Genomic DNA, 15,740 nt, shown 5'->3' on the forward strand with positions numbered 1-15,740 from the left:
CGACGAAGGCGAGGCAGAGCGCGAGGCGTGGGCACGGGGCGCCCGAAACTCATCGGCTCCCGGCCGGCCGGTTCACCCGCCCTGCCCGGCCCGCACCTCCGTGTTCTGGCAGGCCGTCAGCAGCCAGCGCCCGTCGCCCTGCCGGGTCATCACGTACAGCGGCGCCCCCGCGCTGCGGTCTCCCTCCGTCGGCGCGTACACCTGACGGACCTTCACCGCGGCCACGTCCGGCCGCAGGAACAGGGTGTGGGTCACCTCGTACGTCACCTCGCCGTCCCAGTCGGCGGCCGGCAGCACGGCGCGGGTGAAGGCGGCGATCTCCTCGAAGCCGATCAGCACCTTGCCGTGGGCGGTGGTCCATATCGCCTCGGGGTGGAAGAGCTCGAGGAAGCCCTCTGCGTCCTTGGCCCGTTGGGTGCGCTCGACGGTGGCGACCACCTCCGCGATGGCGTTGAGGTCGGCGTTGCGGGATCCGCTGGCGTTGTCCATGGCGACCACGGTGCACCCTCAAGCATGGTTGAGGTCAAAGAATATGATCACATGGCGGTATGACGAGGACTCTGTACCTGCTCTGCTCCGCCGCCCCGCCCGTCTTCGACGTGGCGCATGTCGTCGAGGACGCCCAGTCGCGCGGCTGGGACGTCTGCCTCGGTCTCACCCCGTCCGCCGCGCACTGGGTGTCCGGAAGCCTCGACGGACTGGCCGCGCTCACCGGGAACCCGGTGCGGTGGCAGTACCCGCTGCCCGGCGAGCCCGACGTCTGGCCGGCCGCCGACGCGGTGCTGTTCGCCCCCGCCACGTTCAACTCGCTGAACGCCTGGGCCCTCGGGCTCACCGACCGGTTCGTCGCCGGTCTCGCCGCCGAGGCCATCGGCAGCGGCACCCCGACCGTGGCCGTGCCCTGCCTCAACGCCGCCCTGGCCGCGCACCCGCGCTTCGAGCTGTCCTTGAGCGTGCTGCGGGGCGCCGGCGTGGAGCTCCTGTACGGCGAGAACGGCGCCGCGCCCGCCCTGCCCGGCGAGGCCGCACCCTTCCCGTGGGCGCCGGCCCTGGACGCCGTGGACCGGGCGACGGCCCGCCCGGCCCCGTAGCCGGGCGTCCGGCTACTCCCCGGTGACCCCGTCGATCACCTCGCGCAACAGGTCCGCGTGCCCGTTGTGCCGGGCGTACTCCTCGATCATGTGGGCGAGGACGTAGCGCAGCGAGTACTTCTCGTCCCCGAAGCGCCCCTGGGCGTCCAGCGATCCGGCCGCGTCCACGATGGCCCGCGACCGGGCGCAGGTCTCTTCCCAGATCCGGAACGACTCGGCCGGGTCCGCGTCCTCGACGTGGAACTCCGTCCACTCCCCGGCCGCGTTCCTCGGGAAGTAGCCCCGTACGTCCTCACCGTTCACGACGTTGCGGAACCAGCCCCGCTCGACCTCCGCGAGGTGGCGCACCAGCCCCAGCAGGCTCAGCCCCGACGGGGCGATGGCCCTGCGCCGCAGCTGCTCGTCCGTCAGGCCGGCGCACTTCATCTTCAGGGTGTCGCGCTGCCACTGCAGCACGCTGGTCAGTGTGGCCCGCTCATCGCCGTCCTGCTCGGGCGGCGTCCTCTTCTCATCGTTCACCACTCCATGATCACCGCAACCCACGGCAGAAGCCACGCACTTCCCCGCCCGGCAGCCGCCCGACGTGCTAGCGCCCGGTCGAAGCCGGCCTCGGCCGCCACCCGGAAGCGGAACCCCGAGGCGTCGAAGAGGGTGATCTCCCGCGTCGCGGTGCGCCCCGCGCCCAGCCGGTGCCGGTGCCTCCCGGCGCCGGCACTCCCATCCCCGCGGGCGATGGCGGCGCCATGAGCCGACCGTTCGCTCGCAGTACGCGCGGGACACCTCACCCGACGCCGGCCACCGCACCGGCACCGGCACCGGCAGCCTCATCCGCTTCCGCCACTCCGCCCGTCCGGTACTCCGCCACTCGCGCCCCTCCCACCAGGCTCGGCAGCAGCAGCCCCCACAACGCCGCTACCTTCCGCCGCAGCTCCGCGTACGACAACCCGGTCCCGGACAGCACCTCGATCCCCGAGAGCGCGGCAGCGACCAACGCCTCCGCCTCCTCCCACCGCTCCCGGCCGAGCCCTCCGTCCCCACCGAGACCCGCGTCCCCGATGAACCCGGCTCCGGCCAGCTCCCCCGCGTCCCGCGCCATCCGCAGCAACCCGCACACCGAAGCCAACCACGCCCCGTGGAAGTCCATCACCGCCGGCTGCTGGCCCGCGCACTCCTTGGTGATCCGGAAGCTCGCCGGGATCGCCGCGTCCTCGTGCAGCGTCCGCGCCAGCCAGTGCGTCGTGTCGATCAGCACCTGCAACGGCGAGGCCCCACCCTCCCGCAGCCCTCGTACCGCCTCGTGCAACAGCCGGCACCCCCTGCGCTGCACGGCGTCGGCCAGGTCGTCCTTCGACGCGAAATGGAAGTACAGCGCCCCCTTGGTGACACCCGCCGCACGCGCGATGTCCCCCAGGGTCGCGTTGGCGTAGCCGTGGCGGTGGAACAACTCGGCCCCGGCGAAGACCAACCGCCTACGTGTCCGCTCCGACCTCTCCTGCACCGCTCGTCTCCTCTCGCCCGCGCCGCCACGCACGCACCACACCGCTCCGACCCGACCCGCACATCAGGCCCGCGCACCACACCCGTACCTCATGCCCGTACCTCACGCCCGTACGAGCCGCTCCCGCACGTCCGCCACGCCGGCCCCGGCACCAACCCCGACACCGGCCCCGGCACCGACCACCCGTCCCGCGGCCACCCCGTCCGGCCCCGCCATCAGGATCGACCGCTGCAACCGCCGCAGCGCGGCCGACGGCTCCAGGCCCAAGTCGCGTACCAGCGTCGTCCGCAGCCGCTGGTACACGTCCAGCGCCTCGCCCCGCCGCCCCGACCGGTGCAGCGCGAGCATGAACTGCCCGTGCAGGTTCTCGTGCGTGCGGTACCGGCTCACCAGCACCGTCAGCTCCGCCAGCAGCTCCCGGTGCCTCCCCAGCCGCAGGTCCGCCTCTATCCGCTGGTCCAGGGCGCACAGCCGGGTCTCCTCCAGCCGCCGCGTCTCCATGTCCAGCTGGACGCCGCCGTGCACGTCGGCGAAGGCCGGACCGGACCAGAGCGCCAGCGCCTCGCGCAGCAGCCTCGCCGCCCCCGGATGGTCGCCGGCGTCCATCGCCCGGTAGCCCATCCCCGAGAGCCGGTCGAACTCCCGCACGTCGCTCGTGCCGCCCCCGCTGTTCAGCAGGTACCCGCCCGGCAGCGTGACCAGCACGTCCTTCGCCGTCCGTGAGCCGTCGCTCCCCTCCAGGGCGGACGCGATGAGCGAGCGCAACTGCAGTACGTACGTCTGCAACGTCGTACGGGCACTACGCGGGGGCAGACCGCCCCACAGCTCCTCGATCAGCGCCGATACGGGTACCACCTGATCGGCATGGAGGGCCAGGAGCGCCAGGACCTGCCGGGGCTTGGGGGCGGTCGGCGTTATGGAGATCCCGTTCTCCCGTACGGCCAGTGCGCCCAGTACATCGATGTCCACGTCGTACTCCCCTGTCCTTGGATGAGTCGCAGGAGCCAGTAAAAAACGGGACAGACGGTTTGTCAACCGAGATCACGCCAGGCGCTTTCTTGCCAGCCCTCCCTGACCTCCCTCGTTCCCACCAGCCCCACCTGCAACGTTCCCATTGCCCGCAATCCTCCCCTCCTCGCCATCCCCTATTTTTCAAACCGTTCGGTCTTGTTCCGCTACCTCGGCGCCTGCCTGCCCAGCATCAGCGTCCAGATCCGGGCCACCGTCTCCGGCGCAGCCCAGCCCGGCTCGGCTGCGCCCATCACCTCCAGCCCGACCGTCGAGGCCACCACCGCGCGCGCCACGTCCCGCCGCGACACGCCTTCCGCCAGCGCCCCGCCGCGTTCGGCGGCCGCCAGTAACTCGTCCACCCACAACCGCCACCTCCCCCACACGTCGATCCGGCCCCCGCGCGAGACGTCGGCGGCCAGCCCGAAGCCGGCCCGCACCACGACGTCCTCGGCCAGCAGCACCATCAGCGCGGACGTCGAGTCCGACAAGACGCGCAATGGGTCCGCCGCCGCCTCCCCGGCCGCCCTGGCGGTGTCGATGATCCGCCGCACCGCGTCCACGGACCGGTCCTCGACGGCCCGGGCGAGCGCGGCCTTTCCGGCGAAGTGGAAGTGGAACCCCCCGGTGGTCACGCCGGCCCGGCGGCTGATCGTCGCGACGGACGCGGCGGCGAACCCCTCCTCCGCGAACACCTCCGCCGCGGCGCGCACGAGTGACTCCCGCGTGCGCGCCGCACGCTCCTGCTTATCCATGGGGGCTCCACAAACCGCATGCGCCGCATGCGCGGTACACCTGAGGGGGTGTGACGAGTTCGGGCGGCCACAGTCGGCGCCCGCAACCGAGTCCGGGCGGACTCCCAGTGGAGTCACAGCTTCCAGTCCCCGCCGGCCGCTCCACGCACCCTCCACACAACCCGTCCACCCGCTGCTCCGCGCCCGGCAGGAACGATCACCGTGACGGCCCGGGCCCAAGCCGGGTACCCGCTGCTACTGTCAACCTCCATGAGCGGTGACAACGGTGTTCTCAAAGGCAAGTCGGCCCTGATCACGGGTGCCAGTGCCGGCATTGGGGCTGCCGCCGCCCGGGTGTTCTGCCGTGAAGGCGCGGCGGTCACCCTGGTGGCCCGGCGCGAGCCGCAACTGGCGGCGCTCACCGAGGAACTGCGCGCCGCCGGGCACCGGGCCCAGTACGTCGTCGCCGACGTCGCCAACGCCGAGGACGTGGCCCGCGCCGTCGCCACGGCCGTGGAGACGTACGGCAGGCTGGACGCGGCTTTCAACAACGCCGGTATCGGCGTCGAGCCGAAGCCCATGCACCTCCTCGACGAGGACGCCTACGACAGCACCATGGACACCAACGTCCGCGGCGTTTGGAACTGCATGCGCCACGAGATCCGCGCGATGCTGCTCACCGGGGGCGGTGCGATCGTCAACAACAGCAGCACCGCCGGGTTGGTGGCCACCCCGGTGTCGGCCCCGTACATCGCCTCGAAGCACGCCGTCATCGGCCTGACCAAGGCCGCCGCCACCGAGTACGCACCCCACGGCATCCGCGTCAACGCCGTGGCTCCCGGCTCCACGCGCAGCGAGATGATCGACGGCTGGCTCAAGAACAACCCGGAGATGGAGGACGTACTCCTCCAGGCGGCGCCGCTCCCCCGGATCGCCGATCCGGCCGAGATAGCCGAAGCAGCCGTCTGGCTGTGCAGCGACCGCGCCTCGTTCGTGGTCGGCACCACCCTCTCAGTGGACGGCGGTTGGACCACCCGCTGAGACACCCCGGGCATTAACGCCGTTAACGGCCAACGGGTCCACCACAGCGCGGCGTTAACGGCGTTAACGCTCAACGGGATCATGGCGCGCCCGCGTTAACGGCGTTAACGGGCAAAGGACCACCGGGCGCCCGAGTTAACGGCGTTAACGCCGTTAACGCCCAACAGGGTCGCCGCCAGCCCGCGTCAACGGCGTCAACGCCGCCCCGACCGCCGCCCCGCCATCCGCCGGACCACCGGCCCCGTCAGCGCCGTCGTCACCACGGCCATCAGCACCAGCATCGTGAACAACTGCGGCCCGATCACCCCGAGGCCGAGCCCCACGTTCAACACCACCAGCTCCGTCACCCCCCGGCAGTTCAGCAGCGCCCCCAGCAGCACCGCGTCCCGCACCGGTTGCCCCGCCGCCAACGCGGCCCCCGCTCCCCCGCCCCACTTCGCGGCGACCGCGACCACCAGCACCGCCACCGCGCACAGCCACGCCCCCGTGTCGCCGCCCAGCAGCCCGATGTCCGTCCGCAACCCGCTCCCGACGAAGAACAGCGGCAGCAGCACCGGCACCACCACCTCCCGCATCCGCCGGGCCGCCCGCTCCACCGACGCCCGGTCCCGCGGCACCACCGCGCCGAAGACGAACGCCCCGAACAGCGCGTGCACCCCGATGGCGTCCGTCGCGTACGCCGCCAGACACAGCCCCGCGAACAGCCCGACCACCCCGCCGCCGTCACCCCACCGCTCGGCACACCGGGCCAGTACCGGCCGTACGCCGAACCACATCCCGCCGAGGAACCCCCCGGCGAGCACCCCGGTCAGCACCGCCCCGCCGACGCCGCCCCCGCCCCCGTCCGCCACCGCCACGACCACCGCCAGCAGGCACCACGCCACCACGTCCGCGACCGCCGCGCACGCCATCGCCACCGCCCCCACCGGCGTCCCGTACAGCCCCTGCTCCGTCAGGATCCGCGCCAGCACCGGGAACGCCGTCACGCTCATCGCCACGGCCACGAACAGTACGAACTCCCCCCGGCCCACCCCGTCCGGCGCGAAGGACCCGTACATCACCGCCGCCAGCAGCCCGCCCAGCAGCAGCGGCACGGCCACACTCGCCTGGCTCACCACCGCCACGACCCGGCCGCGCCCGCGCAGCAGACCGGGCTCCAGCTCCAGCCCGACGAGGAACATGAAGACGACGAGGCCCAGGTTCCCCAGCACCCCCAGGTACGGGAGCACCTCCACCGGCAGCAACCAGCCCTGCCCCGCCGGCCACACCCACCCCAGCAGCGAGGGCCCGAGCAGGATCCCCACGGCGATCTCCCCGACCACCGCCGGCTGCCCGCACCTGCGCGCCGCCACGGCGGCCGCCCCGCACAGGAGCAGGACCACCGGCACCGCGACCAGCACCCCCGGCAGCGGATCACCCGCCACAAGCCCCTCCCGAAGACGGCGTCCCCGGCCACCTCCCCCCGGCTCCCCGCACCGGAAACGGGCCGACGCCACAACGCCGGGACTTCCGAAGGTCCCCCGCCCCCGCCCCCGGAAGTCAGGAGGCGCCCCGCCGCCCTTCCACCAGCAAGCCGATCCCGTCGAGGATCCGCTCCAGCCCGAACTCCAACGCCTGGTCCTGTCCCCCGTGCGCCGCGACCGAGGCCAGCGCGGCCGTCAGCGCCGGGTACCCGGCCCCGTGCTCCCGCATCACCTCGTCCAGTACCCGCCCGAGGTCCGCGTCCGGCCCGGCGGCGGTGCCGCCCATCGCCCGCTCCTGCTCGGCGATCCCCCGTACGTGGCCGGACACCAGCACCACCGCGTCCATCGCCTCCGCTCCGCTCAGCACGCACTCCTCCATCGCCGCGAGCGCCCGCTCCATCCAGCCCACCTCCCGCGGACCCATCACCCGAGCCCCGACGGTCGCCTCCAGCAGCCAGGGGTGCGCCCGGAACCCCGCGTACAACGCCCGCGCCCACCCGCCGAGCCGCTCACGCCACCCGTCCCGGGCGGCCAGCTCCGCGTCCAGCCCGGCCGGATCCGGCATCGCCGCCTCCACCATCAGCGCGACCAGCTCGGCCTTCCCCGGCACGTAGCGGTACAGCGCCATCTTGGTGACCCCGAGTTCCCCGGCCACGAGCTGCATCGAGACCCCGCCGAGCCCCTGCGCATCGGCGATGGCGACCCCGGCCGCCGCGATGCCCGCCAATGTGAGCCCCCGCTTGGGCCCCCTCGCCGGCTGCACCGACGGCCCCCACAGCAGCCCCACCACCGCGCCCCACTCGCCGTCCATCGGTTCCCTCCACCTCGCCCACGAAATTGCGTCCACCGTACACGTTAACGGCGTTAACGGCGTTAACGGCATGAAGGTCCGGCCCGGACGGCGAAGAGGTCGGCCCCGCGCCATGGGCGCCGAGCCGACCTCTTCTCGTTCTGCCTGGGACCGCCGGTCAGTCCGTTCCGAACTCCATCGCCGCGCGGTCCAGCATCTCCTCGTCCCCGGAGACCTCGCCGCGGGAGGCGATGGCCTCCGCGCCACCTTCCGGCATGCTGCCGATCAGCCCGGTCGCTGCCGCCTGGGCCGCCCCGATCGCGGGGTTGGCGGTGCCGATCAGGCCGAGCGCCGCGTACTGCTCCAGCTTGGCGCGCGAGTCGGCGATGTCCAGGTTGCGCATCGTGAGCTGACCGATCCGGTCCACCGGGCCGAAGGCCGAGTCCTCGGTGCGCTCCATGGACAGCTTGTCCGGGTGGTAGCTGAACGCGGGGCCCCGGGTGTCGAGGATCGAGTAGTCCTCACCGCGCCGCAGCCGCAGCGTCACCTCGCCGGTCACCGCCGCGCCGACCCAGCGCTGCAGCGACTCCCGCACCATCAGCGCCTGCGGGTCCAGCCAACGGCCCTCGTACATCAGCCGGCCCAGGCGCCGTCCCTCGTTGTGGTACTGGGCGACGGTGTCCTCGTTGTGGATCGCGTTCACCAGCCGCTCGTACGCCGCGTGCAGCAGCGCCATGCCGGGCGCCTCGTAAATGCCCCGGCTCTTGGCCTCGATGATCCGGTTCTCGATCTGGTCCGACATGCCCATGCCGTGCCGGCCGCCGATGGCGTTCGCCTCCATCACCAGCTCGACGGGCGAGGCGAACTTCGCGCCGTTGATGGTCACGGGACGGCCCTGGTCGAAGCCGATCGTCACGTCCTCGGCGGCGATGTCCACCGAGGGGTCCCAGAACCGCACGCCCATGATCGGCTCGACGGTCTCCACGCCGGTGTCCAGGTGCTCCAGCGTCTTGGCCTCGTGGGTGGCGCCCCAGATGTTGGCGTCGGTGGAGTACGCCTTCTCCGTGCTGTCCCGGTAGGGCAGGTCGTGGGCGAGGAGCCACTCCGACATCTCCTTGCGGCCGCCCAGCTCGGTCACGAAGTCGGCGTCGAGCCAGGGCTTGTAGATCCGCAGGTGCGGGTTGGCGAGCAGGCCGTACCGGTAGAACCGCTCGATGTCGTTGCCCTTGAAGGTCGAGCCGTCACCCCAGATCTGTACGTCGTCCTCCAGCATCGCCCGGACCAGGAGCGTCCCCGTGACGGCGCGGCCGAGCGGCGTGGTGTTGAAGTAGGCCCGCCCGCCCGAGCGGATGTGGAACGCCCCGCACGTGAGCGCGGCCAGACCCTCCTCGACCAGCGCGGCCCGGCAGTCGACGAGCCGCGCGATCTCGGCCCCGTAGGCCTTCGCCCGCCCGGGCACGGACCCGATGTCGGGCTCGTCGTACTGGCCGATGTCGGCGGTGTAGGTGCAGGGGATCGCGCCCTTGTCGCGCATCCACGCGACCGCGACCGACGTGTCGAGCCCGCCTGAGAAGGCGATGCCGACGCGCTCGCCGGCGGGGAGGGAGGTGAGGACCTTAGACATAGGAAGAGTATGCACTCCTCCGCATGATCATGCAAAACCCGACCCCCCCCATTAACGCCGTTAACGCCCTGCTCCCGTCACGGCCCGCGGACCCGGCGGGCGGCGGTTCCGGCGCGGCTACCGGTTCCGGCGCGGCTACCGGTTCCGGCGCGGCTACCGGTTCCGGCGCGGGTACGTTCACGGGCTCCGGCACCGGCTTCGGGCCCCGCAGCGGTTCGAGGTCGTCGGCGGCCCAGCGCGGGCCCGGTATCCGCGCCGCACCGCCCACGGGCCGCTCGCAACCGTCGTCGGGCGCGTCTCCGGCGGGGCCGGTCATCGGGGCGGGCCGCATCCGGGCGTTCCATATCCGGGCGGCCCGTATCCGGGCGGGGCGGTGTCTTCCCGTGGAAGGGCGTTGGCGGTGCCTCCACCCGCCGCCGACCCGTTAACGCCGTTAACGCTGCCCCGCCCGATCCGTTCCCGGCTCACTTCGAACCGGCGCATGGCCGACCCTCCGCCCGGCTCGGCTTGTCGTTTCTCAGTGCTGTGACCGGAAAGGTCCACCGGGTCGCGGCGCCCGGCACTGCACCTCGTCCCCCAGCTACCGCTGGGAGGTACCCCCAGCGTTGTCGGACCACGGAAGTACGTCCAGTACGAGCCGCGGCCCTCCGCCGTGCGATGCACCGCACCGAACACCGCAACCCGGCAAACCTTCCCGGCCACAGCACTAGCCGATCAAGCGGCGGTGCCACTCCAGGGGGATGACGGTGATGGCCCGGCCGGGGTCACCGTCCCAATCGGCCTGGAGACCTGCTGCCTCCAGGGCGGCCACGACCTCGTGGCCGATGGCTGCCGTGGTCTCGGACGAGCCGTCGAAGCCTCCGTAGAGGAGCGTCATTCCGTGGCCGGCCACGGCGGAGTCCGTGCACTGGGAGTGGAAATAGACGAAGCCACGGGCCTCGGTCCCTCCTTCCCCGCCGATCTCGGACTGGCCGCAGCTGCGGCAGCAGGTGAAGTTCTCGCGGGCGGTGATACCGGTCTCCTGCAGGGCGGTGAACGCGCGGGTGAGCCGCTCCGGGTCGGTCTCGCCCTGCCATGTGGCCTGCTCCGCGACGCGCTCCAGCCACATCCGGTCGGCCAGCGCCTCCGCCTGCTCGCGCGAAACCGGCCGACGATCCGCGGTGACCAGGTACTCCTCGGCGAGCTCCGCCAGTGCGGCACGGCCGGCGTAGCCGCCGACCAGCACCTCGCGGACACGCTTCACCAACTCCTCGCGCTCGGCTTCCTCCAGGCCGAGCGGCGGCACCTCACGAGTGAGACCCATAGGGAGCAGGGACCAGGCCGGGTCAGTGCTCCATCCGGGCCCCTGGCGGGCCCAGCCGGTCATCGCCTCAACCACGGCCTCGGAACCGTCGACCATCACCTGGAAGTGCCGGTCGGCGGCACCGTCGCGGTGCTCCAGCGTGTAGTCCCCGCCGTCCTCGTGCCAGACCTGGGCGAAGACGTCGGGCAGGTCGGGTATCCGATGGACCACCAAAAACCGGTCGCCATCACCACCGATTCGCCGGACCAGCCCAGCCAACTCCTCGGCGGACACACGAACGTGCCGCTCCCCGTTCTCCGTCTTCACCACTATTTCGAGCATCCACAGACTCTGACACGCCCCCCTGACAGCAGACCTTCCAGGCCCCGCGACGCAGCCCACTGCAACGGCCCGTCCCCGGGCGAAGAACCGTTAACGGCGTTAACGCCGTTAATGCTCCCTGGCCCCTGTTCCCGCGGCCTGCCAGCCGACAGCCGACAGCCGACAGCTCATCGCCCCGCCCCCAGTCCCCCAGAGCATTAACGGCGTTAACGCCCCGCCCCCCCGGGCAGCTGACGTCACTTCGTTAGCAAAACCCAAGCGTGGCGCTCACATCCACCCCGGAACGTTAGTAAAGTCCCTCCCATGACTTCACCCTCCCAGAGCGACCGAGAGAAGGTCGTCTCCAAGCTCCCCCCGTGGCTCCGCCAGGAATTGAAGGTCCGCACCGCCCAACTGCGCGTCGACATCCAGGACGCGGTCCACCACGGCATCGCCCACTGGAGCGCCCTCGCCTCCGCCCCCTCCCCCGTCGACACCTCCGGTGCCGAGTCCTTCTCCACCTGGCTGCCCGTCGGCCAGTGGGAGTCCTTCCGCGCCGACTCCAAAGACCGCGGCGTCTCCCTCATCCAGGGTCTCGCCCAAGCCGTCCACCTCTGGCTTGAGATGAACCCCGCCCCCACCGTCAAGCGGCCCTCCGTCGTACGCCGCATCGTCGTGTGCAACCAGAAGGGCGGCGTCGGCAAGACCGCCATCACCGCCGGCACCGCCGAGGCCCTCGCCGAGGACCCCTCGACCCTCCACCCGGTCCGCGTCGCCCGCCAACTGGCACGCCTCGCCCCCTCCCCCGAGGACCCGGACGGGGCCGCCGGCCACCCCGAGACGGCGCCGAGTACGACGACACCCCCCGTCGACCTGGAAGACCTCCCCGGCCTCGGCATGCGCGTCCTGCTCGTCGACTTCGACCCCCAGGGCCACCTCACCAAGCAGCTCGGCCAGCAGCCCCTCCCCATCGGCGGCGACAGCCTCACCTGCCACATGGCCGGCGAAGCCAAGGGCCCCCTCGGCGACCTGATCGTCCCCATCCCCGACGACCGCTTCGGCGACCGCCTGCACCTCCTCCCCGCCTGCACGGACGCGTTCCTCCTCGACGTCCGCCTCTCCACCGTCCGGGCCCGCGAAGCCGCCCTCGAACGCGCCCTCGCCCCCGTCGAGTCCGAGTACGACGTCATCCTCATCGACTGCCCCCCGAGCCTCGGGCTCAGCATGGACGCGGCCATCTACTACGGCCGCCGCCGCGACACCGAACAGCCGGGCGCCTCCGGCGCGCTGATCGTCGTACAGGCCGAGGACTCGTCCGCCGACGCCTACGACCTGCTCACCTCCCAGATCAACGATCTGCGCGACGACCTCAGCCTCGACATCGACTACCTCGGTCTCGTCGTGAACCTCTACGACGGCCGCCGCGGCTACATCGCCACTTCCTCCCTCCAGGCGTGGATGGACATAAAGGATCCGCGGGTCGTGGCGATCGTCCCCGACCTCAAGGAACAGCGCGAAGCCGTCCGCGTGAAGCAGCCCCTCTTCGTCTACGCACCCAAGGGCGACCAAGCCGTAGCCCTACGCGCCCTCGCCCGGGAGATCTCATGAGCAGCAAGGCCGACAAACTCGGAGTCTCAGCCTCCTTCGCCCGGGCCCAGCCGGTCGGCGTCAGCTCCCGCCGCGCCGCGATCGCCGAGGCCACCGGCGCCCCCACCTCCGGCATCGTCCCGCCCTCCGAGGTGCCCATCGAGGCCCTCGCCCACAACCCCTTCAACCTCCGCGAGGACCTGACCGAACTCGACGAGCTCGCCCAGTCCCTCATCTCCCGGGGCCAGCTCCAGCCCCTCGCGGTCGCCACCCGCATGGCCTTCATGGAGGCCCACCCGGGCCAGACCGACGGCTTGGGCCGCGCTCCTTACGTCGTCATCGACGGCAACCGGCGCCTCGCGGCCGCCCAGCTGGCCGGTCTCAAGACGATGCACATCCACGTCAACGACGCGCTCTCCGCGTCCGCCGCCGACATCCTCGAATCAGCCCTGATCGCGAACGTCCACCGCGTCGACGTCGCCCCGATGGACCAGGCCCGTGCGCTCCAGGAACTGGTCGACGTACACGGCTCCCAGGCCCAGGTCGCGAAGCGGCTCGGCAAGACGGCGGCCTGGGTCTCCCAGCGCCTGGCCCTCCTCAACCTGACGCCCACCCTCCAGGAAAAGGTCGATACGGGAGAGCTCAAGGTGGAACCGGCCCGCCGCATCGGCCGGCTCCCCCAGGAGGCCCAGGCGGCAGCAGCCGACGAGACCATCAACGCCGTTAACCCCCCTCGCCAGCGCACCCGCGTCAACGCCGTTAACGCCGTTAACACCCCGCTCTCCCCCCCACCGCCACTCAAGGCACCCACCGCACCCCCGGCACCCCCGGCACCCACCGCGTTCACCCCTCCCCCGCTCCCCGCCGCCTCACCGCGCATCACCATCTCCACGGACTCCCCGGAAACCATCGCGGACGCCCTCACCGCCCACCTCACCCCAGAAGACCTCAAGGCCGTCACCGAGCTCCTGCTCACCCGCATCTGAGGCACCACTTCCGATGGGGCGTTAACGCCGTTAACGCCCCACGTGCGTTTCATGTGCGTTTAGAGGTGCGCTTCGCATAGCCTTACCCCGAGAACGAGACACCGACCAGAGACCGACGAGAGCCATGAGCAACGAGCCTGAACAGACCACGCTCTTCGCAGCGGTCGACGCCCTGCTCGAAGAGGCAGCCGCGCAGGACGCCCTGCCGCACCCCGACGAGCGCAAGCGCCTGCGCGAAGCCGCCGGACTGAGCCAGGACCAGATCGCCAAGGCCCTCTTCGTCCGCCGCGAAACGGTCACCTCCTGGGAAACCGGCCGCACCGCGCCCCGCCCCCCGAAGCGTGCGGCCTACGCCCGCCTCCTCGAAGGCCTCTCCGCCCTCCACCCCGTTAACGGCGTTAACGCCGTTAACGCGACACCGCCCCCGGCCACCGAGCCCGTCACCCCGGCCCCGGCCCCGGAGCATCAGGCCCGCCACGAAGCGGGCACCTCCGCCGCGCCACGGCCCCCCCACCCCGAGGGCGTTAACGCCGTTAACGCTCCCGCCCCCACCGCCCGAGGCCCGAAGCCCCGCTCCCCCCTCAACTCCCGCGGCACCGTTAACGCCGTTAACGCCGTTAACGCGGCACCGCCCCCGGCCGCGCTGGCAGGCAACGGCCCCCTCGCCGTCCTCGACGGCGACGGCCATGCCCACACCGCCGGCGGCCAGGTCCTCAGCCACCCCACCACCGACCTGCCGGCCCTCATCACCTGGGCCCTCGGCCCCGACGCCAACCTCCGCTCCCCCCGCCTCCACCGCAACGGCAAGGACGGCGACCCCCTCCTCGTCCTCACCGCCGCCGCCACCGAGGCCCTCGGCCTCCCCCTCGCCCTCGAAGACCGCCGCGCCCTGCGCCTGCCCGACCACCACCCCGTCCTCAAGCTCCTCGCGAAGCACAAGTGGCAGCTCACCCGCCGCGGCTTCGGCCCCTGGGCCCGCGTCTACCGCCCCGCCACCCCCACCACCGGCCGTCAGTGCGTCCAGCTCGCGATCCTCCCCTGGGGCGCCCTCGACCCCCGCGCCTGGGGCGAGGACACCGCCGACCTCCCGGCCCCCGAACTCGCCGAGCTGCTCACCACCTACGCCGCCCGCGTCCTCACCCCCCGCGGCTCCACGGCGGTCACCGGCCTCGAACTCATGACGGCCCTGCGCCCGCCCACCCGCGCCGCCCGCAACCCCGTCACCAACGCCTGGGAGTCCGCCCCCGTCCCCGGCTCCCTCACCCGTCCCGTCGACCCGGCGCCCCCGGAGGCCCCGGACGAGCACCCCGTCGTCGCCGCCCTCTACCCCCGGGCCCACCAGCGCACCTCGGAACAGGTCCTGGACGAAGAGGCGTACGACTGGATCCGCGACCCCCAGCTCCTCACCGACGACGAGTGCACCCGCACCCATGCCGTCGGCATCGACGTGAACATGGCCTTCGCCGCGGCCGCCAACCGCCTCACCGTGGGCCTCGGCCCAGCGACCCACACCACCGCGCCCCGCTTCGACCCGAAGACCCCCGGCTGCTGGCTGGCGGACCTCTCCTCCCTCCCCCACGACCCCCGCCTCCCCAGCCCCTTCACCCCCCACGGCCGGCCCCCCACCGGCCCGGCCTGGTACGCGACCCCGACCCTCGCCTACGCCCGGGAACTCGGCCACCCCGTGCACCCCACCGAGGCCTGGATCCGCCCCGAGAGCGGCTCCTACCTCGACGCCTGGTACACCCGCCTCCGCGACGCCTACATGGCCACGATGGCTGACCTGGGCATCACCCCCGCCCTCCCGGAGGCCGAGTTCCTGACGGCCATGGAGACGTACAAGCAGCACGATCCGATCGCCACCTCCGTCCTCTCGGCGATCAAATCCACCGTCAAGGGCGGCATCGGCAAACTCCGCGAACGCCCCCAAGGCGCCGGCTACCGCCCCGGCGAACCCTGGCCGGCCCTCGAACGCCCCACCTGGCGGCCCGACATCCGCGCCGCCGTCATCGCCACGGCCCGCGTCAACATGCACCGCAAGATGCACAAGCTCGCCACCGCCGCCGGGGAGTACCCCATCGCGGTCCTCTCCGACTGCGCCGTGTACCTCTCCCCCGGTCCCAGCCCGCTCGACTTCCTCCCCCGCACCCCCGAAGGCAAGCCCGTCCCCGGCGGCTTCCGTCTCGGGGTCAGCCCGGGCATGGTCAAGCACGAGGGCACCCAGCCCCTCCTCTGGGCCGTCGAGATGCTCGACTCACAGCTCAATCCCGCACGCCACATCAAGGGCCACGACGCAGCGGCCGACGGAGAGTAAG

14 protein-coding genes are annotated in these 15,740 nt (G+C 72.2%); 5 read left to right on the forward strand and 9 right to left on the reverse strand.

The genetic code is table 11. The features are described from left to right. Positions 1–72 precede the first annotated feature (72 nt). Positions 73–489 carry an SgcJ/EcaC family oxidoreductase gene (locus ACWGH1_RS24215; protein WP_453351561.1) on the reverse strand — a complete coding sequence of 139 codons (417 nt, stop codon included), beginning with the start codon at positions 487–489 and terminating at the stop codon, positions 73–75. Between the two features lie 59 nt (positions 490–548). On the opposite strand from ACWGH1_RS24215, the gene ACWGH1_RS24220 reads away from it, so the two are divergent. Beyond that, the gene (locus tag ACWGH1_RS24220) at positions 549–1,091 is read left to right on the forward strand and encodes a flavoprotein (RefSeq protein WP_453351562.1); all 543 of its coding nucleotides are present in this window, start codon (positions 549–551) and stop codon (positions 1,089–1,091) included. Between the two features lie 12 nt (positions 1,092–1,103). On the opposite strand, the gene ACWGH1_RS24225 is transcribed toward ACWGH1_RS24220, so the two are convergent. From ACWGH1_RS24225 to ACWGH1_RS24240, 4 genes are all read right to left on the reverse strand, one after another. Beyond that, on the reverse strand, positions 1,104–1,610 hold the full coding sequence (locus ACWGH1_RS24225; RefSeq protein ID WP_453351563.1) for a DinB family protein: 507 nt from the start codon (positions 1,608–1,610) through the stop codon (positions 1,104–1,106). 262 nt (positions 1,611–1,872) lie between these two features. Next, on the reverse strand, positions 1,873–2,589 hold the full coding sequence (locus ACWGH1_RS24230; RefSeq protein ID WP_453351564.1) for a ScbR family autoregulator-binding transcription factor: 717 nt from the start codon (positions 2,587–2,589) through the stop codon (positions 1,873–1,875). 102 nt (positions 2,590–2,691) lie between these two features. Next, on the reverse strand, positions 2,692–3,558 hold the full coding sequence (locus ACWGH1_RS24235; protein ID WP_453351565.1) for an AfsR/SARP family transcriptional regulator: 867 nt from the start codon (positions 3,556–3,558) through the stop codon (positions 2,692–2,694). Positions 3,559–3,764: 206 nt separating this feature from the next. Continuing rightward, positions 3,765–4,352, reverse strand: coding sequence for a ScbR family autoregulator-binding transcription factor (locus ACWGH1_RS24240; RefSeq protein WP_453351566.1), 588 nt, complete (start codon positions 4,350–4,352; stop codon positions 3,765–3,767). Positions 4,353–4,601: 249 nt separating this feature from the next. On the opposite strand from ACWGH1_RS24240, the gene ACWGH1_RS24245 reads away from it, so the two are divergent. Next, complete coding sequence (locus ACWGH1_RS24245; RefSeq protein WP_453351567.1) at positions 4,602–5,372, forward strand: SDR family NAD(P)-dependent oxidoreductase; 771 nt, start codon at positions 4,602–4,604, stop codon at positions 5,370–5,372. Positions 5,373–5,566: 194 nt separating this feature from the next. On the opposite strand, the gene ACWGH1_RS24250 is transcribed toward ACWGH1_RS24245, so the two are convergent. The 4 genes from ACWGH1_RS24250 to ACWGH1_RS24265 all read right to left on the reverse strand — a co-directional run bounded on the left by ACWGH1_RS24250 (position 5,567) and on the right by ACWGH1_RS24265 (position 10,873). Beyond that, complete coding sequence (locus ACWGH1_RS24250) at positions 5,567–6,796, reverse strand: cation:proton antiporter domain-containing protein (RefSeq protein WP_453351568.1); 1,230 nt, start codon at positions 6,794–6,796, stop codon at positions 5,567–5,569. Between the two features lie 115 nt (positions 6,797–6,911). Beyond that, positions 6,912–7,646 carry a TetR/AcrR family transcriptional regulator C-terminal domain-containing protein gene (locus ACWGH1_RS24255; RefSeq protein WP_453351569.1) on the reverse strand — a complete coding sequence of 245 codons (735 nt, stop codon included), beginning with the start codon at positions 7,644–7,646 and terminating at the stop codon, positions 6,912–6,914. A gap of 157 nt (positions 7,647–7,803) precedes the next feature. Then, complete coding sequence (argG, locus tag ACWGH1_RS24260) at positions 7,804–9,249, reverse strand: argininosuccinate synthase (RefSeq protein WP_453351570.1); 1,446 nt, start codon at positions 9,247–9,249, stop codon at positions 7,804–7,806. A gap of 706 nt (positions 9,250–9,955) precedes the next feature. Further along, on the reverse strand, positions 9,956–10,873 hold the full coding sequence (locus ACWGH1_RS24265; RefSeq protein WP_453351571.1) for a DUF6891 domain-containing protein: 918 nt from the start codon (positions 10,871–10,873) through the stop codon (positions 9,956–9,958). Positions 10,874–11,176: 303 nt separating this feature from the next. On the opposite strand from ACWGH1_RS24265, the gene ACWGH1_RS24270 reads away from it, so the two are divergent. From ACWGH1_RS24270 to tap, 3 genes are all read left to right on the forward strand, one after another. Next, the gene (locus ACWGH1_RS24270; RefSeq protein ID WP_453351572.1) at positions 11,177–12,460 is read left to right on the forward strand and encodes a ParA family protein; all 1,284 of its coding nucleotides are present in this window, start codon (positions 11,177–11,179) and stop codon (positions 12,458–12,460) included. Then, the gene (locus tag ACWGH1_RS24275; RefSeq protein ID WP_453351573.1) at positions 12,457–13,425 is read left to right on the forward strand and encodes a ParB/RepB/Spo0J family partition protein; all 969 of its coding nucleotides are present in this window, start codon (positions 12,457–12,459) and stop codon (positions 13,423–13,425) included. The genes ACWGH1_RS24270 and ACWGH1_RS24275 overlap by 4 nt, the downstream gene beginning before the upstream one ends. 124 nt (positions 13,426–13,549) lie before the next feature. Then, positions 13,550–15,739, forward strand: coding sequence for a telomere-associated protein Tap (gene tap / locus ACWGH1_RS24280; protein ID WP_453351574.1), 2,190 nt, complete (start codon positions 13,550–13,552; stop codon positions 15,737–15,739). Position 15,740: the final 1 nt, after the last annotated feature.

This window comes from Streptomyces sp. NPDC054883 (assembly GCF_053610645.1).